The organism is Nostoc foliaceum FACHB-393 (genome assembly GCF_014698505.1).
GTDB classification, from domain to species: domain Bacteria; phylum Cyanobacteriota; class Cyanobacteriia; order Cyanobacteriales; family Nostocaceae; genus Nostoc; species Nostoc foliaceum_A.
The window spans coordinates 384647-410544 of sequence record NZ_JACJTD010000002.1; the positions used below are offsets into that span (position 1 = coordinate 384647).

At 40.9% G+C, this 25898-nt stretch carries 21 protein-coding genes; 9 read left to right on the forward strand and 12 right to left on the reverse strand.

Annotated features, from left to right (window positions below):
- Nucleotides 1-79: 79 nt before the first annotated feature.
- The gene (locus H6G92_RS03295) at nucleotides 80-406 is read left to right on the forward strand and encodes an STAS domain-containing protein (RefSeq protein WP_190890689.1); all 327 of its coding nucleotides are present in this window, start codon (nucleotides 80-82) and stop codon (nucleotides 404-406) included.
- Here the strand turns inward: H6G92_RS03295 and H6G92_RS03300 are convergent.
- The 7 genes from H6G92_RS03300 to H6G92_RS03330 form a co-directional block, all read right to left on the reverse strand.
- Nucleotides 389-1543: a SpoIIE family protein phosphatase gene (locus H6G92_RS03300; protein ID WP_190890691.1), complete on the reverse strand. Its 1155-nt coding sequence runs from the start codon at nucleotides 1541-1543 to the stop codon at nucleotides 389-391. The two genes, H6G92_RS03295 and H6G92_RS03300, sit on opposite strands and share 18 nt — an antisense overlap.
- A gap of 153 nt (nucleotides 1544-1696) precedes the next feature.
- Nucleotides 1697-2464, reverse strand: a complete 768-nt coding sequence (locus tag H6G92_RS03305) for a DUF1350 family protein (RefSeq protein WP_190890694.1) — start codon at nucleotides 2462-2464, stop codon at nucleotides 1697-1699.
- A 179-nt stretch (nucleotides 2465-2643) separates the two neighbouring features.
- On the reverse strand, nucleotides 2644-3363 hold the full coding sequence (locus H6G92_RS03310) for a hypothetical protein (protein WP_190890696.1): 720 nt from the start codon (nucleotides 3361-3363) through the stop codon (nucleotides 2644-2646).
- A gap of 336 nt (nucleotides 3364-3699) precedes the next feature.
- On the reverse strand, nucleotides 3700-5634 hold the full coding sequence (locus tag H6G92_RS03315; protein ID WP_190890698.1) for a M48 family metallopeptidase: 1935 nt from the start codon (nucleotides 5632-5634) through the stop codon (nucleotides 3700-3702).
- Between the two features lie 6 nt (nucleotides 5635-5640).
- Entirely contained in the window at nucleotides 5641-6228 is a 588-nt protein-coding gene (locus tag H6G92_RS03320; RefSeq protein WP_190890700.1) for a LemA family protein, read from the reverse strand.
- A 220-nt stretch (nucleotides 6229-6448) separates the two neighbouring features.
- Nucleotides 6449-6700 (reverse strand): hypothetical protein, encoded by a 252-nt coding sequence (locus H6G92_RS03325; protein ID WP_190890703.1) that lies wholly within the window; start codon nucleotides 6698-6700, stop codon nucleotides 6449-6451.
- A complete protein-coding gene (locus tag H6G92_RS03330) occupies nucleotides 6690-7040 on the reverse strand; it encodes a ribbon-helix-helix domain-containing protein (protein WP_190890705.1) in 351 nt (116 codons plus the stop codon). Before H6G92_RS03330 ends, H6G92_RS03325 begins: the two co-directional genes overlap by 11 nt.
- Before the next feature lie 68 nt (nucleotides 7041-7108).
- Between H6G92_RS03330 and H6G92_RS03335 the strand changes: the two genes are divergently transcribed.
- On the forward strand, nucleotides 7109-7333 hold the full coding sequence (locus H6G92_RS03335; RefSeq protein ID WP_190890707.1) for a DUF4926 domain-containing protein: 225 nt from the start codon (nucleotides 7109-7111) through the stop codon (nucleotides 7331-7333).
- A gap of 393 nt (nucleotides 7334-7726) precedes the next feature.
- On the opposite strand, the gene H6G92_RS03340 is transcribed toward H6G92_RS03335, so the two are convergent.
- Nucleotides 7727-9940 carry a phosphoketolase family protein gene (locus tag H6G92_RS03340; RefSeq protein WP_190890709.1) on the reverse strand — a complete coding sequence of 738 codons (2214 nt, stop codon included), beginning with the start codon at nucleotides 9938-9940 and terminating at the stop codon, nucleotides 7727-7729.
- A gap of 187 nt (nucleotides 9941-10127) precedes the next feature.
- On the opposite strand from H6G92_RS03340, the gene H6G92_RS03345 reads away from it, so the two are divergent.
- The 6 genes from H6G92_RS03345 (at nucleotide 10128) to H6G92_RS03370 (ending at nucleotide 18466) form a co-directional block, all read left to right on the forward strand.
- A complete protein-coding gene (locus H6G92_RS03345; RefSeq protein ID WP_190890711.1) occupies nucleotides 10128-11510 on the forward strand; it encodes a cytochrome P450 in 1383 nt (460 codons plus the stop codon).
- 493 nt (nucleotides 11511-12003) lie between these two features.
- Complete coding sequence (locus H6G92_RS03350; RefSeq protein WP_190890714.1) at nucleotides 12004-13380, forward strand: cytochrome P450; 1377 nt, start codon at nucleotides 12004-12006, stop codon at nucleotides 13378-13380.
- 102 nt (nucleotides 13381-13482) lie between these two features.
- Entirely contained in the window at nucleotides 13483-14241 is a 759-nt protein-coding gene (locus H6G92_RS03355; protein WP_190890716.1) for an LmeA family phospholipid-binding protein, read from the forward strand.
- Between the two features lie 108 nt (nucleotides 14242-14349).
- Nucleotides 14350-16044: a beta-carotene ketolase CrtO gene (gene crtO, locus H6G92_RS03360; RefSeq protein ID WP_190890719.1), complete on the forward strand. Its 1695-nt coding sequence runs from the start codon at nucleotides 14350-14352 to the stop codon at nucleotides 16042-16044.
- 598 nt (nucleotides 16045-16642) lie between these two features.
- A complete protein-coding gene (locus H6G92_RS03365; RefSeq protein WP_190890721.1) occupies nucleotides 16643-17389 on the forward strand; it encodes a tetratricopeptide repeat protein in 747 nt (248 codons plus the stop codon).
- A gap of 162 nt (nucleotides 17390-17551) precedes the next feature.
- Nucleotides 17552-18466 carry an SDR family oxidoreductase gene (locus tag H6G92_RS03370; protein ID WP_190890724.1) on the forward strand — a complete coding sequence of 305 codons (915 nt, stop codon included), beginning with the start codon at nucleotides 17552-17554 and terminating at the stop codon, nucleotides 18464-18466.
- Between the two features lie 43 nt (nucleotides 18467-18509).
- On the opposite strand, the gene H6G92_RS03375 is transcribed toward H6G92_RS03370, so the two are convergent.
- The 4 genes from H6G92_RS03375 to gcvT all read right to left on the reverse strand — a co-directional run bounded on the left by H6G92_RS03375 (nucleotide 18510) and on the right by gcvT (nucleotide 25054).
- On the reverse strand, nucleotides 18510-19964 hold the full coding sequence (locus H6G92_RS03375; RefSeq protein WP_190890727.1) for a hypothetical protein: 1455 nt from the start codon (nucleotides 19962-19964) through the stop codon (nucleotides 18510-18512).
- Between the two features lie 271 nt (nucleotides 19965-20235).
- The gene (gcvP, locus tag H6G92_RS03380; protein ID WP_190890729.1) at nucleotides 20236-23151 is read right to left on the reverse strand and encodes an aminomethyl-transferring glycine dehydrogenase; all 2916 of its coding nucleotides are present in this window, start codon (nucleotides 23149-23151) and stop codon (nucleotides 20236-20238) included.
- 251 nt (nucleotides 23152-23402) lie between these two features.
- Nucleotides 23403-23792, reverse strand: a complete 390-nt coding sequence (gene gcvH / locus H6G92_RS03385) for a glycine cleavage system protein GcvH (protein ID WP_190890731.1) — start codon at nucleotides 23790-23792, stop codon at nucleotides 23403-23405.
- Nucleotides 23793-23917: 125 nt separating this feature from the next.
- Nucleotides 23918-25054: a glycine cleavage system aminomethyltransferase GcvT gene (gene gcvT / locus H6G92_RS03390; protein ID WP_190890733.1), complete on the reverse strand. Its 1137-nt coding sequence runs from the start codon at nucleotides 25052-25054 to the stop codon at nucleotides 23918-23920.
- A 178-nt stretch (nucleotides 25055-25232) separates the two neighbouring features.
- Here gcvT and H6G92_RS03395 point away from each other — a divergent pair, with 178 nt between their 5' ends.
- Nucleotides 25233-25730: a pentapeptide repeat-containing protein gene (locus tag H6G92_RS03395; RefSeq protein ID WP_190890735.1), complete on the forward strand. Its 498-nt coding sequence runs from the start codon at nucleotides 25233-25235 to the stop codon at nucleotides 25728-25730.
- Nucleotides 25731-25898 lie beyond the last annotated feature (168 nt).

Genomic DNA, 25898 nt, shown 5'->3' on the forward strand with positions numbered 1-25898 from the left:
CAGCATTTTTAAATGTTATATCATGGGTATATAATAGCGAAATCAGACCATCATTTACACAAATCAGCGTGACATAATTATGAGAGAACAAGTAAAAGTTATTAAGCTCAATGGTAATTTAAACGCCACAACTTCACAAGAATTTCGACAAAATATTACTGAAATTTTATTAACTGGTGCAAAAATTGTGTTAGTTGATTTTCAAGATGTAACGTTTATGGATAGTTCAGGGTTGGGAGCTTTAGTATTAGCTTTTAAAACCTTGCGAGCGGCGGATACAAAACTTGTTCTCTGCTCAATTAATGAGCAAGTTAGGATATTATTTGAACTCACTAATATGGATAAAGTATTTGAAATATTTCCCAGCCAAGAGGCATTTAATCAGGTTTTAGTCTCCAAAACTTAATTCATCAAAGTTAATTTGCAAAATAGATAAATCATCATCAAAAGCATCTTTGGAGTTCAGAGCAATTAAATAACTCAGTACGCGATCAAGTTGGCAATCAACAGGATGTTGTAAGCTAACTAGTAGCTGAATAAAAGCATCTAAACTCCAAAGCGTGCCATCTGATTTAGTGATTTCATAAGCGCCGTCACTAAAAATGTAAAGGGTGCTGAATTTTTCAATATTGCAAAAACCATCAACATATTTTGCCTCTGGAAACATCCCAACAGGCATACCGGGTGTTTTCAAGAGTTTGACTTCAGACTTCCTTGGAGATGTGCCGGTTACTAAAACGGCTGGTGGATGACCTGCACTAGAGTAAATTAACTGGTGGTTGATTCGGTTGTAAACTCCGTACCAAATTGTAAAGTATTTATCATTTTGATAATTCATCTGGAAGGTATCATTCAAAGCCTTCAATACATCACTAGGTTGATAATAATTTAGGCTTTTGAGTGCACGTGAACGCAGCAGATTCAGTACTGAAACAGAGGGAAGAGTAGCTTTGAGTCCATGTCCGGCAGTATCGAGTAAGTAAATTGCCAGATAATCATCATCGAGCCAATAGTAATCGAAACAGTCACCGCCGAGTTGCCGTGAGGGAATGAATCGGAAATTTATATTGAAAGGTTCAGTCATAGAAAAAGGCAGCAGCGATCGCACATATTCTGCGGCTTCTGACATTTCTGATTCTAAAAGCAACTTTTGAGCCTGCAAATCTCTACTTAACTGATGCAGGCGTAAACCCGCTCTTACCCGTGCTTGTAATTCATTGTGCTCGATAGGTTTGGAGATAAAATCATCAGCACCAGCATCTAGACCTTTGACACAATCGGCAACGGAATCTAAAGATGTTAATAAAATAAAGAATGTGGTAGAAAATTTGGGGTCTGTCTTAATGCGATGGCAAACTTCTAGTCCAGTCAACCCTGGCATGATCCAATCACAAATAATTAGTGCTGGACGGCAAGCCAGTGCTTTTTCTATTCCTTCCTCGCCACTACTGGCAGTAACTACCTCATAACCCTGTTTTTCCAACATCCTTTTCAGGAGTATTTTTATTGAATAATCATCATCAATTATTAGTATTTGAAACATATAAAATTGCAGTAAACACTAATTAATAATTTGCTGTAAAAATAGAGAATAAAAATATCATATGGGCTAATAAGTTAGTAGTATCTCTATAAGGAGACTACTAACTTATTCTATTTTCCAGTCGAATTCATGACTTTTTAACGTCATAAAATATTATGGTGGTGCAAGAGGATTTACCCACAAAAGGATGGTATTTTTTAGTTGGTTTAAATCGCGGTATGCTTCTTGCTTGAACCATTGCCCTAAGGCATCAAAGGGGGTGAAAGATGTTCCAGTTTGCCATTTAATATCTTGACCTAAAGGTGTTGTATGAGTTCCTGGTAACGTTTGTGTTGTCACCATGTCATCAAAGCGTTCTTGTAAAATTTTGGTTAAAGCTGCTGATTGATCAATGGTGTCATTGCTAAATTTTATTAATAAATTGCGCCGGATATTGTAGCGCTCTTGGACAAGCTTGTTGGTTTCCAATGGTGAAGGGGTAAACTCGATCGCAAAAGTAGAATTGAACTGTTCTACTAAGGGGATAGCTTCTTTAGCGGCGTAGTTGTTGAAAGATATTAAAATATTGCCTGCACGTTCAACTTTAAAAAGGCTACCAATCAGCAAGTGAAGTTTACAACCCATACTGTGTCCAACGCCGTAGATGGGGTAGTAAAGCTTGCGTAATGCCCCAGAATCGTGTAGGCGTTCGATGGTGCGGTCAAAGTTTAACAGCACAGATTTTGCGATCGCAGTATGATCCAGTGTATTAACGAAAGGCGTAGCAATTACAACATAACCTTTACTTGCCAGTTGTTCGAGTAACCAGCGATAAGTGATGTGCGGTGCAGTTGCGACAAATGCACCTCCTAAAAAATGGATGATACCTATGGGATTTCGGGGAATGATTACCCAGTTGCCTCTGACTTCTTTCCAGTCCATGCCGATAAGCGATCGCTTTCTTGATATTCTTTATGTTAGACCGGGGATCGCAACCGTGGGAAGGATTATAGAAAAAGCCATTGAGGATGTCTCCATCCAGCAGCGTCTATGGACTTATCGGGAGCATCTACGCTTTCTCCAACTTACTTCTTTTACGCACGTTGCCCTGAGTATTGGTTTTAACCCTGAGTCTGTAATCTTTTCATTTCGTGTTGTACATCTAATGCAATCTGTAATGCTTCATTGAGTAACCTTCCATGCTCAGTAGCCTGTTCGTTTACTTGCATGGCTGTTAAAGTTGCTAAATTGTTGACGAATAGTTCTGTATTACTAAGGATAAAGCTCTTATTTTCTCTCAAAATCCTTTCTGTCTTCAAAGCGCGAATTAAATCAGCTTTGGTGAGGTTAAGCGCTTCGATAACACTCTCTCTTTGCTTTATAAGCACTTCTGGATTGCCGGCTTCTTCTATTTGGTCATTGATATCTATTGCTCTAATAACAGTATTATATCTTTCAACATCACTTAACAAGATTTGCAGAGAAGTTGTCATGTTATTTTTGACAATTTTACTTCTATTTTTCCATATTAAATATAAAATAGTTTGCGTAAGACCGCCAATCCAAAGACCTAAGATAATTAATGCTAACCAGGATGGAATTGCTATCCATGATACAAATATTTTTAGAAAAATATCAAATATAAGATAGCCAAAAACAAATGTAGCAAACCCAATAAAAATTACAGTTGCCCCTTCCGAACTTTTAACTTTATTAATGTATAGATTTGCTAATTTTTTGAGAGGATTAGTGATGATTAAAAGTTGATCATTGACAGGTAAATTAGTCAGCTTTTGCAGTTCATTCTGACTAATTTCCAAGCCCTGTAAATCATCCCGCACAGCTTTTCAATCCTTGCCAGAATAGTTATTTAATCTAATATAGCAATCAAATTTCTGGAATGCGGGCATTTTGTCTAAAGTTTTTCAGGCAAGTTAATACTTCTAGTGAACTAAATATTTTTTTGTACAATATTATACTATTTTCCCAAGATAACTATTTATAGTATAAGAGTAATCAAAACGAAAATAAATCGATTGCTTGTAAATGTAGTGAAAATGCAATAGGTTATTGTCCTGATAAACAGCTATTTACAACTATAAGAAAGAATAATGGAAAAGTCCGCAAAAACGGACATTACTAGTTTATTTATCAATAATCGCGTCTCACTTGTTACATTAACTTCGCTTTGGAGAAGATTGTTTCTGTTTGGAAATGCTACGCTGAGGATTTAAAAATGGAGGGATGGGACAGTCTAGCGTCATAGCGATCGCTCTGAGTAAATCTGCTTCTGACTGTGTAACTTTGTTATCTAAAAGTACTGTGTGGGCGCAGGCATCAACAATAGCTTGCTTGAGTTTAGGACTGGCAAGGCGCAGACGCTCAATACTTTTCTTGAGTTCAGTGAAATTACAGCTTAGTGGTATTTCTGGTTTTTCTTGCTCTCCGGCTTTGGGAAGTCGAAAAACTCCAGAACGAAAAGCATAGGCGATGTCTTCGGTGGATGCATCTGGTTGAGAGTTTCCAACACGGGCGATTACGGACAGTACTAATAGGCTATCTGGCCAAATCTGTTCGATGGAGGTGAATTCTACCGTTGTAACCAACGTGGGATTTATACTCGGTTGGAGCCGATGCCAAAGTATTAACTGCAACACAAAATGCCACAGTGACAAACTTCCGGTGGCTACAGTTAAACCGTGGACGCATTTGCAAAGCCTTTGACATTCTTTGGCAGAATTTTGGCGCAATACGGGTACTGCCAAATCTACAAGTGGCAAGCGAATGCTGGGATCTAACTGGCTAATTTCACTGCTCAATTCCAAGGTTTTGTCTACCAACTCAGCAGGCTGCACCTCGCGTAACCAAGCAATTTGACGTTCTTGGATCTGGAGATTTTCCGTATCTAACGCTAGCGCAAAAGCGATCGCCATTGCACTTTCCTGCTCCCGCGCACCCAAGCGCAGGGATTCTGGTAACTGCGATAACAGCGCTTGAGCATGGGCAAAATGCTCTGGTGTGACACTTCCAACTTGGTTTACAACCTTTTTTTCTGGCATGGCGTTAGAACTACCAGCAAAGCCCATTGTTAGGGATTCCTGCGAAGGGGAACGCGTCTGATTGCGAGATGGCATTGCTGGCAAATGGCTAACGTTCAAACCCCCAACACGGCGAATACGTTCTGCTAGCGGTGGGTGGGTAGAAAACATATCTTCCCAGAAAGAGGGGTTGAGAGCATTACCAAAAAACATGTGACTGGCGGCTTCTGCACCCGGCGCAATCAAACGTGAATCCATCTGTTGGAGTTTTTGGAAGACTCCGGTAAGTCCGTTAGGATTGCGAGTAAATTGTACTGCTGACGCATCGGCGAGAAATTCACGTTGGCGAGAGACTGCGGCTTTAATCAAGCGTCCGCAAAGTAATCCGATACCGCCAATTGCCATTAGTGCCAAGCCAAAAGCCCAGATAGGTAAACCCTTGTCTTCCTTTCCTAAACGGAAGCTACCGCGAATGCGCCAGAGCAATTCTCCAGTTAAGTAAATGAACAAAATCCCGTGGAGTAGTCCCACTAAACGCAAATTTAGCCGCATATCTCCATTGAGAATATGACTGAATTCGTGGCCGATGACTCCTTGTAGTTCATCCCGGCTCAGGTGTTCCAAAGTTCCACGGGTAACTCCAATTACAGCATCATTGGGCGTAAATCCGGCAGCAAAGGCATTAATCCCGGTTTCTCTCTCCAGGAGATAAACTTCTGGGACGGAAATACCAGAAGCGATCACCATTTCCTCGACAATATTTAATAATTGTCGCCCTTGTTCATCGGCTGTATCTGGGAGTAAGAGTCTTCCTCCTAACTCTTGGGCAATTATGCTTCCTCCTTGACGGAGACAGGCAATTTTATAGAGGCTTCCCACTGCGATCGCAACTATTGTAATCCCAGCCACATAGAGAAATATCCCTGGATGCCACCAAACACGGGGAGCCATGCCTAACAGAAATAAAGTGGCAATATAAATCGCCATAATCATGACTGCGATCGACAGGGAAAATAACCCAATTAATTGTTGCGTATTTTGGCGTGCCCGATCCTGATGTTCAAAGAAATTCATAGACACCTAAAAAGACACGCGTGGGGCATTTCTTATTTCTGGAGTAGCTTCGGCCAGCAATTCTGCAACAGTAAAGTTAAAAGTATTGGCCACAAGGTTGCTGGGGAAAGATTCGCTCTTGGTGTTGTAAAGTGTCACCGCGTCATTAAAAGCCTGACGGGCAAAAGCAATCCGGTTTTCAGTCGAAGATAATTCTTCCATTACCTGAGTCATGCTGCGATCGGCTTTCAATTCTGGATAAGATTCTGAAAGTACCATCAACCGGCTTAACGCACCTGTCAGCGCTCCTTCAGCATTACCCAACTGTTGCATCGCTTGTGGATCGCCGGGATTTTGTGCCGCACTACTGCTAGCATTAATTGCAGAATTCCGGGCAGCAATAACTGCTTCTAGAGTTTCTCGCTCATGTTTCATATACCCTTTGGCAGTTTCCACCAAATTGGGAATTAAGTCATAGCGGCGCTGTAATTGAACATCGATTTGAGAGTAAGCATTTTTGTAACGGTTGCGATACTTGACTAAATCGTTGTAGCTATTAATGATAATTACAGCAACAATGGCGACTAAAGCAACAGAAAATATTAAAAGCCCCATATTTTTAGATTATTTCCATTAGCTACTTACTTTATATCCAGCAAAATTTGTGTGGATATAAAGATGAGTCTACTTGTAGCAAGTTGGCTTCGTCGTCTGTAAAATTAGTTACGCAGATTTACTGATAATGCACAAGATCCCCGACTTCTTAAAGAAGTCGGGGATCTAAGCCTTGCGCTTTTCACCGATCAGATAGAATTGCTATATGTCATCAGATAAGTTACCCATGAATATGAAGAAATAGGGAATAACCACTGACAGCAAAAATAAAAATGATTGCGGCGGGAAAAATTACTACATCCCTGACAATAAATAAAATCCAATCTTTTCTTAGTTCTTGTTTAAACTTAAGTTCTCTCAGCTTTCGCTCAAGTTCTACATCTTCTTGTGACTGCAAATTTTCAGGTGAAGTAATTAGTGGATTGTCGCCTTTGTGGGCAATTATTTTTGATAAATCTGTTCTATCTGTCATGCTGTTTAAACGCACTTGAATATATTTCATCAACAATTTCTTCTGCGGTGCGTGTGTCTTCCCAGCTTCCAAAGGTTTCCAAAAAACCTTCTGATGCATTGGGTTTTGGCTGCTGTTCAGATGAGAGAGTGATTTCATTCACTATCAATTGATCTGCTTCTGGGACTCCTAATTTTTTGGTTTCCTCTTTAGCTGTAACCATGATTTGCATCAAGGTTATAGCCTGACGCAGAACATCACTTTTACTCGTGCCTATTTTATTTGCTAGTTCGTCTAGTATCTGATTTAGTTCAGGTGACAAATCTAAATTTAAGCGAACCATCTTTTGAGTGTTAGTCATGGTTCAATCCTTATTTGTGTAAAATCTTAAATATATTATAGTTGGCTGAGGCTGCAAGATTGATAGCGATGATTCAAGAACTTGATCGGGTTATTTTGACTAGTGATATACCAGAATATAGTTTAGAAGAGGGTGATATAGGTACAGTTGTTTTAGTGCATCAGGGTTGCAAAGGATATGAAGTTGAATTTGTCACATTAGATGGGGAAACTGTGGCAATTGTTTCACTCCATAGCATACAAGTACGTCCTATTGTTAGAAGAGAAATTGCGCGATCGCGGCTGATATTCTAATTTAGAATGGCATACAGCCAAATAATATTTAAAATTTTAAGATGTATTAGTTGATGCTAGAGCCTAGAGAAAATGAGCATTGATAAAAATATTATGGACTAGGTAAAAATATTACCTCTATCAGAAACGATTTGCATGGAATACGCGAGCTACGTAACCGTACCTTTCATCATGAACCCATTTTTTGTACTAAAAAAATGTCTTTTTCTGATTTAATTGCAAATTATGATCGTGCGAAAAAGTTAACAGGTTGGCTAAGTCAGGATGCCTTAATTTTTCGTAATAAACATGATCAATTCAGCAGCTTAATAGTATCTATACCACCTAGTATGAAATAATGTTCTTAACAACCCCTACCTAAGATAAACTTAGGCAGGAGCGCTACATTTAGCCTTAATGCACTAACGCGATCGCACGTTTTGTTAACGCTTCAGCAGTCAATCCATTAAATGCCATCAACTCGCCAGCACTGGCTGTAGTTTCCCCACGTTTCCAAGCAAAGGTGTCGCGCTTGGCTGTACTCCGTAACAAAATTGGTTCTAGCATCCCCGCAGCACCACCAGTCACCGCAATTAACGCATCACCATCAAATAATTCGGCAAATTTCGCATCATCTAAGAAACCGCCTTCGGGTTGGGAACAGGTATCCCATGCGGTATCATGACTACGGTATAATTGCCGAGGATTGATCACAGAAACAATCTTCGCACCAATACCTTCAGTTTCCAAGAAAGCAGCAGCTTCAAACACTGGCATTAATGTCATATCACCAATCACAGCAAATACAACTTGTTTATCACCAGCGACTTCATGCAATAGCACCGCACCATCGCGCAACCCTTGACGAGTTTGTTCTAAAGTTGTGCGAATTGGCAATGGCGACTTACTAGCTGTAATCACAATTCCCTTATTCTTAGTTTTCAACGCCCAGTCATAACAGGCTTGAATACTATTAGCATCAGGCGGAAATAATGGGAAAACATTTCCATTTCGCATCAACGAAGCAAAGTAAGCTTCAATTTCAGGACGTTGGTGAGTCCAACCGTTGCGCCCTTGTTCTAACGCACCTGCTGTGAATAAAGTAATAGTCGAGGGAGTTTGACGGCGTAATTCTGCCATTGCTTGGGTTACAGTTTGCCAAATTGGTAATCCGTTGATGGCAAAAGATTCGTAAGAACACCACAAAGTTCTCGCACCCATTAATGCTAAACCGGCAGCTAAACCCGCACAAGCATCTTCACTCAATGGTTCATAAACTTGTCCATTTGGTGCTTGATTATATAAGTCGTCGATTGTGGGGTGAATAATCTTTAATGCTTGGTTGATGTTGGCAATTCCAGATGCTTCATTACCATCAGCGTTGGTGACGAGGAAATTTTGATCTTTTTTTCCAACAATTCCTACCAATCGTCCCATTGCGGTTGTGGAAACTTTTGGTTCGCCACCAACTGCATATTCTTCTAAAGGTAATTCGCCTAATTCTGGCAATGGGAATTCAAATTCTGTCACCACAGTTTTTGCTGCTGGGCCACCACCGGCGCGTTCGGCATTTGTTCTGACTAATTGCCAAGCTTCCGCAGATAAAGCACGGGTTTGCAATGCACTAACAATATGCGGCGCATCTAGCGTATCTTTGGGATAAAGGTTGTGAGATTTTGAACCCCGCGCGTGGACTCCTGCACCTTTGAGTTGTTTAATAATGAAGACGGTAAGTTTACCACCTAATGCCGATCGCGCTGCTTTATCTACACCGGAAAGTACTGCCTGAGTAAATGCTAGGCGTTTCTCAAAGGAAAAGGCGGTACTATCAACATAATCCCCTGGTTGGTTTTGATCGTCGAAATCCTTGGCATCCACTAACACAACTTCATCAAAACCGTTACCTTGCCAATATGCTTGCATCTGTTCGTTGGTTTTCAAAGAAACCATGCTGTGATGTTCTTGGCTGTAACCGTTCCACACCAACACTGGTAAGAAGTTGGTGACAGCAGGATAAGCTGTATGGAAGTGAGCGATCGCACTTACAATATAAGGCTCACCCAATCCACCATCACCAACTGTAAAGGGGAACAACTTATCTTTGTGTAACAGTGCAGCCGCCATTGCAAAGTGTTGTCCTTGTCCCAAAGGCCCCGCCGGTGCGAGAATACCAGGGATGAAACCAGAAAGGTGTCCTAATAATCCGTGCTTTTCTCGAAAGCGATCGCGCAATTCTTGGACTGTAAAAATTCCCATGTCCTCTAGCGATCGATCCAAGAACATGGCACTATAAAATCCGGGGGCGTGGTGTCCCACTTCGGTAATAATATTCTTGTATCCCAGCATGACAAGAGATGCGTAAGCTTCCGCTTGGCTGGCGAATCCGCCGGGATGCCCAGAAGCTTTACTAGCAGTAACTTGCAAAGTTAGGTAGCGTAAAGCATCAGCAGCCAGTAAAGTTTGATATACAGCATTTGGTTCTGTGGGAGATGCGATCGCTACTTTGCCTGACTCTATAGCAGGTGTTGCACCATAAGTTTCAAAATCTGGTAAAGCTTCACCAAAATATTGAATTCCTTCAGAAAAATTGGGAAGCGCTGAAGATGCCTTTGGGGAAATTGCAGTCATGCTGAGTACCTTTTGACGATTAGTGAAACTGTAGATGCTTGTTGAATTTAACAAAAATTTTACATCTTCGAGGTTGTAACAGTTTATTGCTTTTTTACAACGTTAGAATAAGTACTTTAAATGGTCACGCAACCAAAATTTCAATTAGTTTAAGTAGCAAAAAAATATTTAAGTAGCAAAAAAAATTATGAAATTACCAAATGGCCCACAAATCCCAGTCCTTTTACAGATGGTGCGTTGGATTGCTAATCCGATGTCATTCATGGAAGATTGCGCCAAAAGCTATGGGGAGACTTTTACTATCAGGTTAGAGAGAAATTCTCCTCCTTTGGTGATTGTCAGCAGTCCCCAAGCGCAACAGCAGATTTTAACAAACGATACCAAGGAATTAGAAGCGCCTGGTGATTTGAATGATGTGTTTAAATTTTTGCTGGGGAAGCATTCTGTGATTACCATCAGTGGCGCAGAACACCAGCGCCAACGGCAGTTGTTAATGCCTCCCTTTCACGGCGAAAGAATGCGGAACTATAGTCAGGTGATTACCGATGTCACCAAGCAAGTCATTAGCCAATACCAGATAGGTAAACCCTTTAATATTCGGTCTGCAACCCAAGCTATTACTCTGCGGGTGATTATGCAAGCTGTATTTGGGCTACATGAAGGGCCCCGCGCCGAAAAACTACAGAAATTTTTGGGCGATCTTTTAGAAAAGGCTAGTTCTCGGTTACTTGTGGCTTTGCTTTATTTTCCCGCTTTGCAAAGAGATTTTGGCCCGATTAACTTCTGGGGAAAGCAGATGCACCGGCAGCAAAAAGCTGACGAACTCATCTACGAGGAAATTCGGGAACGTCGAGAACAACCAGATTCATCACGCACAGATATTCTTAGCTTACTCATGGCTGCTAGGGATGAAGCAGGCCAACCCATGACTGATGAAGAGTTGCGCGATGAATTGATGACTCTGTTAGTCGCTGGTCATGAAACCACAGCCACAGCCTTAGCATGGGCATTATACTGGATTCACAAAATACCATCAGTGCGCCAAAAGCTTCTCCAAGAATTAGATAGCTTGGGCGGTAACCTAGATCCCAGCACCGTTTTCAAATTACCTTATCTCAACGCTGTCTGTTCCGAGACATTGCGGATTTACCCAGTAGGTATACTAACTTTTCCCAGAAAAGTAAGAACACCAATATCGCTAGGCGGCTACGAACTAGAACCGGGTACAGTCTTACTTGGTTCCATTTATTTGACCCACCAACGGGAAGATATTTATCCAGAACCTAAGCAGTTTAAGCCAGAACGCTTTTTAGAACGGCAATTTTCCCCTTATGAATATTTGCCCTTTGGCGGTGGTGCAAGACGTTGTATTGGTCTAGCATTTGCCCAGTTGGAAATGAAGCTAGCACTTGCCGAAATCCTTTCCAGCCTTGAATTAGAACTAGTTGACAATCGTGAAGTGCGACCTAAACGCCGTGGTTTGGTGACAGGCCCAGATCGTCCCATTGAGATGGTTGTGACGAGTCAACGTCAGGTGAAGTCCCCCATTCTCCAGACAACCACTGTTTGATACTGCGGGGTTTAATAGTTGCCTTCAGCAAATTTTAAACTTCCATCTATACATTTAGATAGATTTTCAATGCTTTTATATAATCCCCTGTAGCCCTCTTTTAATCAGGACTATAGGGGATTTTAATATATTGCAACTGTAAAAAGAATGGGTTTTAAGACTGAATGTATATACCAATATAGGGCACTTTTACATCACCAAAAGACATAATTTAAGTGGGTGTGCACCCTAAATATCTTTAGGGAACTTTTCCGTAAATGCATCCAAATATTTAGCAAAAATACTATTATTATCATTGTAAAAGCTAATGGTGTTTATTTATTAAGACGATTTAACTAGTGGTATTCTACTCTAGAAAATTACCATAAACACTTTTTCAAGCTTGCTCTAATTCCCTATTTTTTAAGGAGGGCTAGGGATGATTAATTCTTATACCAAGCAAGCAGATTGGATGAATTGCAGCTTAGTAAATTATAAAATTATCGAATAAACAATGAAAGTACTTGATAAGATAAGCACCCTAGAATTGCTACAAACTCTGCAATTAATTGCTCAACCAACAAAAACTTTAGAAAAGTATTCTGCCAAGTATGGTGACGTTTTTACAATGCGGGTAATGGGTTTAAATTCACCACCAATAGTATTTTTTAGCCATCCCCAAGCAATTAGTGATTGTTTTGCTATACCTGCACAAAAGTTAGATTTTAAGAAAGCAACCCATGTATTTAAACCTTTGTTTGGAGAAAATTCTATTGTATTTCAAGAAGCGCGATCGCACCAACAACAACGGCAGTTATTACTACCAGCTTTTCATGGCGATAATTTAAAATCTTATGGACAAGCAATTTGCCAAATCACTGAAGAACTTACACAAAGTTGGACATCAGATACAAATATTTGTATACACAACTTAATGTCAAATATTACTTTAGAAATTATCTTACAAGTGGTATTTGGAATTACTCATGGTGCGCGTTACCAAGAATTAAAAGAAAAATTGAGTTCTTTATTAGAAGATGTAACTAAACCTTGGTATTCTAGCCTGTTCTTCTTCCCTTCGCTGCAACAAGATTTAGGTGCATGGAGTCCTTGGGGAATTTTCTTAAAAAGACGAGAGCAAATTGACAAACTCATCTATGCAGAAATTTCTGAAAGACGTTGGCAAAGTGACGCTACGCGTACAGATATTCTCAGTATGCTAATGTCAGCGCGTGACATAAATGGACAACAGATGACAGATGAGGAATTACGTGATCAACTAGTTTCATTATTGCTGTTGGGTTACGAAACGACATCTGGTGTATTAGCTTGGATATTTTATTTAATTCACTCTCACCCAGAGGTAAAACATCGGCTAATGCAAGAACTAAATACCTTGTCTGATCTTACAAATCCTGAAGCAATTACAGAATTACCTTATCTCACCGCCGTCTGTCAAGAAACACTGCGAATTCATCCTATTGCTTTAATTTGTACACCGCGGATGGTAAGAGATAGAGTGGAAATTATGGGGCAGAAATTTACATCAGAAACAGTTTTAGTTCCTTGTATTTATTTAGCACATCGCCGAGCCGATACTTACCCAGAACCAGAACAGTTTCGTCCAGAAAGATTCCTCAACCACAAATTTTCACCTTACGAATATTTACCCTTTGGTGGAGGTTATCGCGGTTGCATTGGTGCAGCCTTTTCCATGTATGAACTAAAATTAGTAACAGCCATAATATTATCGAATTTTCAACTAACCCTTACTGATAAACGTCCAGTGCATCCAGTCCGTCGTGGTATTACGATTGTCCCTAGCGGTGGTGTGAAAATGGTTGTTACCAAAAAAGCAAAACTTAAAAGACCAACAATACTTTCTACTTGATTACTCAATCCTCCAATTTGCATATACCGCAATGTAGATCCGCTCCTTAGCATCTAGCCTTTACAGTAACTAGTAAGACGACATTTAGGAGCTTACTAATTCATGCCTGATGAGCATCGGTTGGAGGAACAATTTCTATCCCAGGAAGCTGAAAGAAGAATATCTGAAAAGCTAGATAACGCAGAAAAAATTGAAATAGATGTACAAACTGATCTGTTGAAAATAGTTCAGGGACAAGCGGATGGAGTTTCGGTTGCAGGAAAAGGATTAGTAATCCAAGAAGACATCCGCGTACAGGAAATAAAACTGCAAACAGATAGTATTGCTATCAATCCCTTAAGCGCTATTTTTGGTCAAATAGAACTCAATGAGCCAGTCAATGCCATTGCTCGCATTGTACTCACAGAAGCAGATATTAACCGCGCTTTGGCATCAGATTTTGTTAGCAGTCAGATGCAAGATTTTGATTTCGAAGTAGATGGTAAAATTGTGAGTTTTGAGGCACAAAAAATTGAATTATTTTTACCTGGTGATGGCAAAATAGAATGTAGGGGAAGAGTACTGTTAAAAGAAATGGAAAATACTCGCCCTTTGGGTTACACTGCGATCGCACGTCCACGGACTCATTCACAACCCGCGATGCTGGAAAGTTTTAACTGCACTGAGGGAGGGGGAATTTCCATAGAAGTAGTTACAGCTATAATGCAGAAAGCCAAAGAATGGATGAATATACCATTTTTTAAATGGGAAGATATGGTCTTTCATATTAAAGATATCAAAGTAGAAACTGGTAGTTTAATCCTGATGATAGAAACTCAAGTGAAGCAAATACCATCATCGACAAATTTACCATCTCTTTAGTTAGTAGTATTGGCAGTAGTTAAAGATAATTTTTGTTACTAGAGGATGATGTAAAAGTAGTAAAATGTTTCTACTATTTAGAAAGCTACTTATTTCTAAATTCCAACTATGCAAGAGTATGATGTTGTCCTTATCGGTGCTGGACACAATGGGTTAGTTTGTGCAGCTTATTTACTAAAAGCTGGTTATAGCGTCCTGTTACTGGAAAAGCGTTCTGTTCCAGGTGGTGCAGCAACAACTGAAGAATGTTTACCTCAAGAGGCTCCTGGGTTTAAATTTAACTTGTGTGCTATCGACCATGAATTTATTCACTTGGGGCCAGTTGTTGAAGAATTAGAACTAGAAAAATACGGCTTGCATTATCTGGAATGTGATCCAGTTGTTTTCTGTCCTCACCCTGATGGTAAGTATTTTTTAGGACATAAGTCAGTGGAAAAGACTTGTGCAGAAATCGCCCGTTACAATGAACGTGATGCCAAAAAATACGCAGAATTTGTAGACTATTGGCAGCGAGCGATCGGTGCAATGATTCCGATGTTTAATGCACCGCCAAAGTCAATTATAGATATCGTTGGCAACTACGATATCAAAAAATTCAAAGATTTATTTTCGGTTATTGGTTCGCCAAACAAAACGCTGGACTTTATTCGCACCATGTTAACCAGCGCCGAGGATTTACTTAACGAGTGGTTTGATGAGGAATTTTTGAAAGCGCCATTAGCCAGACTAGCATCAGAACTTGGTGCGCCGCCATCGCAAAAAACCCTTGCTATTGGTGCAATCATGATGGCGATGCGTCACAATCCGGGAATGGCAAGACCGCGCGGCGGAACTGGCGCACTTGTGCAAGCTTTGGTGAATTTAGTCACAAGCAAAGGTGGCGTTATTCTCACAGACCAACATGTTGAAAAAGTTTTAATTGATGATGGAAAAGCCGTTGGTGTACGAGTGGCTGGTAACACCGAATATCGCGCTAAATACGGGGTTATTTCTAATATCGATGCCAAGCGGTTATTTTTACAAATGACTGATAAAAGTGATATCGATGGAGCCGACCCAGATTTATGGGAAAGATTAGAACGCCGCATCGTTAATAACAACGAAACCATCCTCAAGATAGACTTAGCTTTGGACGAACCACTGCGCTTTCCATACCATGCGCACAAAGACGAATACCTCGTTGGTTCTATCTTGATTGCTGATTCCGTGGCTCATGTAGAACAGGCTCATAGTAAATGTAGCTTAGGAGAAATTCCTGATGCTGACCCATCAATGTATGTGGTGATGCCTAGCTACTTAGACCCCACATTAGCACCACCAGGTAAGCACACTGTATGGATTGAGTATTTTGCGCCTTATCAAATTGCTGGTGCAGAAGGCACTGGTTTAAAAGGGACTGGTTGGACAGATGAATTGAAAAACAAAGTTGCAGATAGGGTGGTTGATAAATTGGCAGATTATGCACCGAATGTCAAGAATGCAACTATCGCCCGGCGTGTAGAAAGTCCAGCAGAACTAGGAGAAAGATTAGGTGCTTATAAAGGGAATTATTACCATGTTGACATGACCCTAGATCAGATGGTATTTTTCCGTCCCTTGCCAGAAATAGCCAACTACAAAACGCCAATTGAGAATCTATTCTTGACTGGTGCAGGAACTCATCCAGGTGGTTCCATTTCGGGAATGCCGGGACGTAATTGTGCCCGTGTGTTTTTGCAGGCAAAACATCCCATTAGCCAAACTTTAAAGGATGCGCGGGATTCGATTAAATCAACTGTCGAGTCGGTGTTTGGCATTAATTAGGTTTTATGTAAAGAGGCAAAGCACGAAGTAAGGCTTCGCCTCTTTGCGTTTTACATTAGTTTCTTTATCGTATCATTCCCAACGTGCAGTTGAAAGTCGTCTTTGACCTGCCTGAAGATGGTTGCAGTGAGCAATAAACTTGCTTGAAATATTAAGCAAATAACAGCATCATTTAGTTAAAAAATAGGATGACCGCACCCTTGTTCATTAAAAGGTAAATTACTACACGAGTGCGATGTCTACAACGGGCTACGCCTAAACAACGATATAGCAATTCTATTTGATTCCCTCTCTATCGACAGGGTTAGATCCCCAACTTCTTTAATAAGTCGGGGATCTTCTTGTTCGTAACTCCTGCAAGCATTGCTATAGCAACACAAATAATTGTTTTTTGAATGAAATAGGCTCTAAGCAATTGCTTTATGTGTATTTAATATGATAATGTATCGTACACTTGAATTTAAGAAGCTCCTATACATCTTCAACAAAGTTATTTTTCAAAAGAGAAGGAAATTAATGGGTGAAAACTAGTGTATTTTGATAATGTTCAAAAAATGAACAACTTTTAACATCATCTTATAAGTTTTGTAGGTATAGCATGGTTTTTCGGTACTGCTTCGTTGCATCTGGTTTGATAGCTTTCTTGGCATTTGGCTGTAGTAGTGGGGCAAACTCATCAACGGAAAAGACTACACAAGTTGTGCAAGAAAGTAATGTAACCCAGCTTTTCATAGAAGAAGCCAAGGCTACCCAGAAAGCGGAAGATTTCTTTCATCAAGGTAATAATTTATTAGATGGACACCGTTACGAAGATGCAATAAAAGCATACGACAAAGCGATCACCATCAAAGCTGAGAGTCCTGAAGCTTGGATTAACCGTGGCATCAGCTTAACATCATTGCAACGCTATAAAGATGCTCTTGCATCCTACGATACTGCGATCGCTATCAAACCCGACAAATATGAAGCTTGGTATAATCGTGGCATAGCCTTAACATCGTTGCAACGCTATAAAGATGCTATTGCATCTTACGACAAAGCGATCGCCATCAAACCCGACAAGTATGAAGCTTTAATTAACCGAGGCATTGCTCTGACAAAGCTGCACCGCTACAAAGATGCTATTGCATCTTATGATAGAGCGATCGCTATCAAGCAAGATTTACACCAAGCATATTACAACAAAGCTTGCTCTTATGCTTTACAAAGCAATTTAGAATTGGCAATTGAGAACTTAGACAAAGCAATTGAGCTTGTTCCTGATAAATACAAGAAATTAGCAAAAACTGACCCAGATTTTATCAAAGTGCGTAGTGAAAAGCAGTTTCAGGAATTGCTGCAATAGTCTGTTGTAACCACCGCTCAGTGTAAAATATAAGCCAATAGAGTTTAGATAAGACCAAAACACTTGTAGAGACGGCGATTTATCGCGTCTATAAAATCCAAGCGTATTAGAATATAAGCCTGCTGTAGAAAGGTATTTTTCTTGAGCGGTTTACAATTAGACATGAAAAAATTGTTAATCACCGGGGCAAGTGGTTTTTTAGGATGGCATATTTGCCAGCTTGCCAAACCAGAATGGGATATTTATGGCACTTATTTATCCCATCCTTTAGAGATTCCTGGTATGAAAATGTTAAAAGCTAACTTAACAAATTTTCAGGAATTGAAACGCATATTTAATGATGTCAAACCAGAAGCAGTTATTCATACTGCTGCACATTCGCAACCAAATTTTTGTCAAACAAACCCCAAAGAATCGCACGCAATTAACGTCATCGCATCCTGCAATATTGCCGGACTTTGCGCGGATAATTCTATTCCTTGTGCTTTTACCTCAACCGACTTAGTTTTTGATGGCTTAAATGCCCCCTATCAAGAAACAGATGCCGTGTGTCCTGTCAATCTTTACGGTGAGCAGAAAGCGATCGCAGAAGCAGATATGCTAGAAAGATATCCCATGACAGCAGTGTGTCGAATGCCCTTGATGTTTGGTGCGGCAACACCCACAGCTAAAAGCTTTATTCAGCCATTTATCGAAACTTTAAAAGCTGAAAAAGAGCTAAATTTATTTATTGATGAATTTCGCACCCCAGTAAGTGGAAAAACCGCCGCCAAAGGACTTTTATTAGCATTAGAAGAAGTCAACGGCATCATTCACTTAGGTGGTAAAGAGCGGATTTCACGTTATGATTTTGGAAAGATATTAGTGGAAGTATTTCAACTTCCTAGCACTGGTCTGAAATCCTGCCGGCAACAAGATGTGAAAATGGCAGCGCCTAGACCAGCAGATGTTTCTTTAGATAGTTCCAAAGCATTTGCATTGGGGTATCAGCCTTTATCTGTAAGGGAAGAATTAGAAATGCTACAGGTACTGGCACTTAAAGAATACGACTTAGACAAAAATTCAGCCCATCAATAAGCGGAAACAGTTTCTGGACTAATGGCGATCAATTGCTTGGTTTTTATTCCGCAGATTCAATAAGAATCACTTCCTCTCTAGGAATATATCTACCACTATAAGCAAGACGCACTTTTCCATCTTGGGCAATATCATTGATTTCTTCTCCCTTCGGATTCCACCAATTGGGTGCATCCATCCAGGTACATCTGTCACCTATTTTGAGTCTTTGTATTCTACTTGCAGTTTCCTGGCTCCAATTTTGTATTGGATTAAGTATATTGTAAGGAATTCTTTCTGTTTTAATTATCTTTATGCAGGCGGTATTCCCTTCTTGTTTTTCTAATTCAGTCTTTTCGCATGAGCTTGTCGTAGATATAAAATCTGCTTCTGAGATAAATAAGTTTTTAAAGTCTATCCACTCATAACGCTCTACATTTTGCCATAGCAAGACAACTTTTGCTCTATGGGTATCAATATCAAACTCTATTGCAGCCCCTATATCTCCCTGATGTGTTTGACACAGTAGCTTGAGTTTCTGAAGTAACTCTAAATCTAATTTTGCTAAAGGTGTTTCATATCTCTTTGTATTATCGTCATCACCATCAAATCGTTCGACTGTATCGCTCACATTTGAAATATAAGGGTTGCCAGCAAAACCCATGTCAAATATTATAGGGTCTTTGAGTAGTTTCTCATGTTCAAGTATTGCTTGATATATAACTTCGGCTGTTGTGTCTGTAGTTACATTACTGATTTCGTTATGTCTGTTTATAAGCTTATGCTGATTAAATTGAATGTCTCCATATATATCTTTTCGCTCTATATAAGTAAATCCGGTTCTAATATCTTCAAAGTGCGTGATTTCATGATAAGTTGCAACTTTTTGAATATCCTGAGCCATTCCATAAGCTTCCAGGCATGAAGCTAACAGTACTGCCTGAGTTGCACCCAGACCACCAACACCTTTACCCCATTCATCAGCAGATCCTCTTCTGCTGATTTCCCCAATTGCGTAAATTGTTGCTCCTACATAGTTGCTTTTGTCTTTCTCTACTCTTGTGGTAATAGAATTAAAACTTGTAGGAGAAGTCTGTATTTCGTAATTTAGAAAACCTGCTCCCTTTTTATTAACAAGTGCAATATCAGTCCTTCTGCCAGGATATTGGTATTCTTGAATTGACTCAAATTTGTCTTGTTTAAAGTAGGTTTCAGTAGTTGCATTAAGTATATTTTCTGCTCGACTTTTGGCATATTTATGTACTGCACTTTCGCTTCTAGTACTGACAAATTGATTGCTGATACAATCAATTTCTGTTTCTTGTACTTCTTCTATATTGACGTTATGAGAAAAATGTCCACAAACCCAGAATGATGTTTCTTTGCGTGTTTTGTGGTGCGCTTTTTTATAGAAAAGTGGGCGATCGCAGAATATACATGTGAAAATTTCATCCTTATCGTAGAGGCTCAATTGAGCATCAACAAAAATACGGTTCTTATTTAATGCGTATCGAACCATATATACTAAATTCCATAGCTAAGTAAAAAAATGTCAATAGCTATAAGATATTATACTAATTTTTTGTAACATTACACTGAATAATTACTTAATTTATCTCTTCCTTTGTAGTTCGTTTAATAAATATTACCTGCATCTTCATGGAGAATTAGTATTAATAAAGCAATCTTTCATCTTGCGTCTTGGGACGAAACAAAATCCATACCATTATTCTGAGACTCCAAATAGTAGCCGCCTTTCTGTTTATAGAAAGGCGGTTAGCGCTGAAGTACTACGAATAAGTATCCATTGGCAGACAAGAACAAACAAAATTCCGATCGCCAAAGGCTGCATCAATGCGCCCAACAGCAGGCCAGAATTTATATTCACGAGTCCAAGGCGCAGGATAAGCAGCTTGTTCACGAGAATAAGGATGCTGCCATTCTCCTGTAATGAGACTTTCGGCAGTGTGGGGTGCGTTCTTCAAAACATTATCTTGGACATCCACTTTGCCTACTTCTATTTGGGCAATTTCTTGGCGAATAGAAATCAACGCATCACAGAAACGATCTAACTCTTGCTTAGATTCACTTTCTGTAGGTTCCACCATGATTGTACCCCCTACAGGCCAGGAGACAGTCGGTGCATGGAAACCATAATCTATCAGACGCTTGGCGACATCATCGATTTCAATCGCAGCTGATTTTTTGAGCGATCGCAAATCTAAAATACATTCATGGGCAACTAGACCATTTTTCCCCTGATACAAAACCGGATAGTACGATTCCAGTTTCTTGGCCATGTAGTTAGCGTTGAGAATCGCCACCTTAGTTGCTTGGGTTAAACCATCTGCACCCATCATCGCGATGTACATCCAAGAAATCACCAAGATACTAGCACTACCCCAAGGCGCAGCCGCCACAGCACCAATATTAGAGTCCTGAGTTGAGTTGTTGATAGTGACAACAGGATGTCCAGGCAAAAAGGGCACGAGATGAGAAGCAACGCCAATAGGCCCCATACCAGGGCCACCGCCACCATGAGGAATACAGAAGGTTTTATGCAAGTTTAAATGGCAGACATCCGCACCAATATCTCCAGGACGGCAAATTCCTACTTGGGCATTCATATTTGCCCCATCCATGTAAACTTGTCCACCGTGACTATGAACAACAGCGCAGATTTCCTGAATTGGCTCCTCAAAAACACCGTGAGTTGAGGGATATGTCACCATTAAGGCGGCGAGTTCATTGCTATGTTTTTCTGCCTTCGCCTTCAGGTCATCAACGTCAATATTACCTTGTGAGTCACAGGCAACTGCCACCACCTTCATCCCGCACATCACCGCACTCGCAGGGTTTGTGCCGTGTGCCGAGGTGGGAATCAAACAAACGTTGCGGTGTGCTTCACCCCGACTTTCGTGATATTGACGAATTACTAAAAGTCCTGCATATTCGCCCTGAGAACCAGCATTTGGTTGTAGAGAAATTCCTGCAAACCCGGTAATTTCAGCTAACCATGCCTCCAGTTGCTCAAACAAGATTTGATAACCTTGCGTTTGTGACGAGGGAGCAAATGGATGAATCTTGCCAAATTCTTCCCAAGTTACCGGAATCATTTCAGCTGTCGCATTCAACTTCATTGTGCATGACCCCAAAGGAATCATTGATGTCGTTAGCGATAAGTCCTTGCTTTCCAGCTTGTGCAGATAGCGCAACAACTCAGTTTCTGAGTGATAGCGGTTAAAAACTGGGTGGGTGAGATATGTACTGGTACGGCAGAGGGGGAGATGAGGAAGAGAGGGAGAAGTTAATTCTTCTAAGGTAAAAGGTAAATCATCTGTACCAGCGAAAATTTGCCAGAGGTCGATTAAATCTTCTGGTGTAGTTGTTTCATTTAGGGAAATGCCAACAGCAGTTGTATCAAAAATCCGCAGGTTAATTTGAAGCTGTTCGCTAGCTTCTAGAATATCTTTTAAATTACGTGTTCCCAGTTCTACTCGCAGCGTATCAAAAAAAGATTCTGAAACGACGCTGTAACCTAAACGCTTCAGCCCTTGTGCCAGCAACACCGTTAATGAGTGGATATTCTCTGCAATTTGCTTCAGTCCATCTGGGCCATGATATACGGCGTACATACTCGCCATTACCGCCAGCAGCACTTGTGCAGTACAAATATTACTAGTAGCCTTTTCGCGGCGGATGTGCTGTTCGCGGGTTTGCAAGGCGAGACGTAATGCAGGCTTACCTTGGGCATCTTTTGATACACCTACAATTCGCCCTGGAACCAGCCGTTTATACTCTTCCTTCGTAGCAAAGTATGCCGCATGAGGCCCCCCAAACCCCAACGGAATACCAAAGCGCTGGGTGCTACCGACAGCAATATCAGCCCCAAATTCCCCAGGAGGGGTCAACAAAGTTAAACTTAAAGGATCTGCTGCTACCGTCACCAATGCACCCTTAGCATGGGCTTTTTCTATAAAAGCGCGGTAGTCGTAAATGGTGCCATCACTTGCAGGATATTGCAGAACAGCCCCAAAAATTGCTTGATCAAAATCAAATGTTTGATGATCGCCGACAATGATCTTAATCCCTAATGGTTGAGCACGTGTTTGCAACACATCGATAGTTTGGGGATGGCAGTCACGAGAGACGAAATAGGCATTTGCTTGATTTTTACAAACACCATAGCTTAGGCTCATCGCTTCAGCGGCGGCTGTGGCTTCATCAAGTAACGAGGCATTGGCGATTTCCAAACCTGTTAAATCGATAATTAGGGTTTGGAAATTCAGCAGCGCTTCTAGTCGCCCTTGGGCAATTTCTGGCTGATAAGGAGTGTAGGCAGTATACCAACCGGGGTTTTCTAGGATGTTACGCCCAATCACAGGTGGGGTAATACTATCGTAATATCCCATACCAATGTATGAGCGGAAAACCTGATTTTTGGTAGCAACTTTTTTTAAAGATGTCAGTGCTGCATACTCACTTTCTGCTTCTGGTAACTTTAGCGGTTGCTTCAGTCGAATTGCTTGTGGAACTGTTTGGTCGATTAGGGTATCCAGGCTAGGAAACCCCAAAACCTTAAGCATTTGCTGGATGTCATCAGAGTTAGGGCCAATGTGTCTTCGCACAAAACTACTTAACTTTTGACTTTTTTCGTCCAGCACTTGCTGCTCATTAGACTTGAGAATAGGGGCGTTCAATACCACAAATTACTCTCCAGATGGTACTATTTCATATTTTGCAATAAATACTCATGAGAAGTAAGTGTAACTTTTCAGTTCATCTAAATTTCATGAATTATCTTCGGTTGGAATGGGAGATAGGAGAGATGGCAATACCGTTCAGTTAAGGAACTTTTTGGTTGAGGCAGGCAGAGAAAAAAGGCAAGGGAGCGGGGAGAATTAGGGAGAAGAATTTGCAGTTTTTCCCCCTGCCCCCTGCCCCCACTCCCTACTCCCTACTCCCCTTCTACTTGGGCCCGATACTCATCTGCTGTCAACGCATCCTCAACTTCACCAGGGTCATTGACGCGCACTTTCAAAAACCACCCTTCTCCGTAGGGGTCTTCTGACACTTCTTCGGGAGAATTAATTAAGGCTTCATTGCGTTCTATAACTGTGCCTGTCACTGGTGAATTCAGTTCTTCAACGGCTTTCACTGATTCAATTGTGCCAAAGTTTTCTCCTCTGGTAAGAGCATCGCCAATTTCTGGCAGCTCCAAAAAGACGATATCGCCCAATTCATTTACGGCAAACTCAGTAATGCCAATGGTGGCAATTTCGCCATCTAGTCGCACGTATTCATGAGAATCCAAGTATCTGAAATCTTGAGGATATTCAAAAGACATATCACTTCCTCTCCCTTGTCAAAAAAATTATTGCCCCAACAGTCATCCAAGCCATATCTGGTAATGAACCTTACTGTAGATTGAGTAACTCACAACACATTATTCCTCAAAAACCTCGACGCTTATCAGTTGGCGACACGATTTTTTGACCGATAAAAGGGACGTTTAACTACAACTGCTGGGTAAGCTTTGCCGCGGATTTCGACTTCTAACTGTTGACCGACGGTTGCTAGTTGGGTAGGAACGTAGCCTAAGGCAATGGGATGACCAAGTGTAGGCGACAGAGTGCCACTAGTCACTTCTCCCACAACTTTACCTGCGGATAACACTTGATAGCCATGACGGGCAATGTTACGTCCTTGAGTTTTTAAACCCACCAATCGGCGCTGAACTCCAGCGGTTTTTTGCTGTGCTAAAACTTCGCGACCAATAAAATCGCCTTTGGTATCTAAGTGAACTAGCCACCCTAAACCTGCTTCTAAGGGTGTGGTGGTGTCATCGATATCTTGTCCGTAAAGTGCCATTGCCGCTTCTAGGCGCAGGGTGTCTCTGGCACCAAGTCCACAGGGGATAACACCAGCTTTATGGAGACTTCGCCACAATTCTACCCCCACATCTGGGTCTACCATCACCTCAAAGCCATCTTCTCCGGTGTAACCTGTGCGGGCCAGGAAGGCAGGTTTACCTAGTAGGGTTGCTTCTAAATGTCCGAAGGCTTTGATTGGTTGTAAGTCTTCTTGCACTAATGGCTGGAGATATTTAATTGCTTTTGGCCCTTGCACAGCAATTAAAGCTTTTTCTGGTGAAAGGTCTTGGAATTGCACTTTATCCAGGTCAAGGTGTTGCAATAGCCATGCTTTGTCTTTACCAGAGGTTGACGCATTAACTATGATGAATGCCCTCTGTATACCAGTAGCGTCTTCACCTTGGTAATAGATAATGATATCGTCAATAATTCCGGCTTGGGGATTTAACAATACGGTGTATTGTGCTTGACCGGGTTGCAAACGGCTCAAGTCTGAAGGCACTAGAGGCTGGAGTTGGGAAATGAGATTTTTACCTTGGAAGGTAAATTTGCCCATGTGGGAAATATCGAACATTCCGGCTGTATTTCTTACAGCGTCGTGTTCGCGGCTAATGCCACTAAATTGCACAGGCATTTCCCAGCCGCCAAAGCTGGTAAAGCGTGCTTTGAGTTCTACACCCAATTGATATAAAGGGGTTCGCGCCAGAGATTGGGCGTTGTCTTCTTGATTAGCCACAGGTTATTTTGCGATCGCACCTCAACATATATCATCCTACGAGATGCTTTCTGGTTTTACAGTCTTGTGTATTGAATTGGGGCATTGGTTATTCTCCCTGCTTCCTCATCTCCTTTGTCCTCTTCTGTGAGGTTTAATAGTTAATGATGCAAGTGTTGAGATTTATTAAGAAGACATTATGAAATATTGGCGACTCTTAGCTAGCTTTGTCTTAGCAATGGTTCTTTTTTTGTTTCCCCTATCGGCGCAAGCTGCAAGTTCTTCCAGTATTACCCGTTCTGTAGGTAATGATGAACTCAAGGGCAAGGATTACTCTGGTCAAAGTTTAGTTGGCACTGAGTTTACTAATCTCAAATTAGAGAATGCTAATTTTAGCAATGCTGACTTACGTGGTGGTGTGTTTAACGGTACCCTACTGGAGGGAGTAAATCTGCATGGTGCTGATTTTAGTGAAGGCATAGCCTATCTAACAAAGTTTAAGGATGCTGATTTAAGTGATGCTGTGTTGACTGATGCAATGATGCTGCGTTCTGTTTTTGATGATGTAAATGTCACAGGTGCTGATTTTACGAATGCAATTTTAGATGGGACGCAAGTGAAAAAACTTTGTGTTAAGGCAAGTGGTGTTAATTCTAAAACTGGTGTAGATACTCGTGAGTCTTTAGGATGTAAGTAGAATTTCCCCCCTTCTTCGTTGGTGGAGAGGGGGATATTCTTGTGAACTACCCACACTGACTTGGAGTACCAAGTACAGTGTCGGCTTCTGTAATCACGGGGGAGTGCCTAAACTTAGACTTTCGTCCAAGAGTAGGACTTAGCTCCCCTCCTACAGCAGAGACGGCTG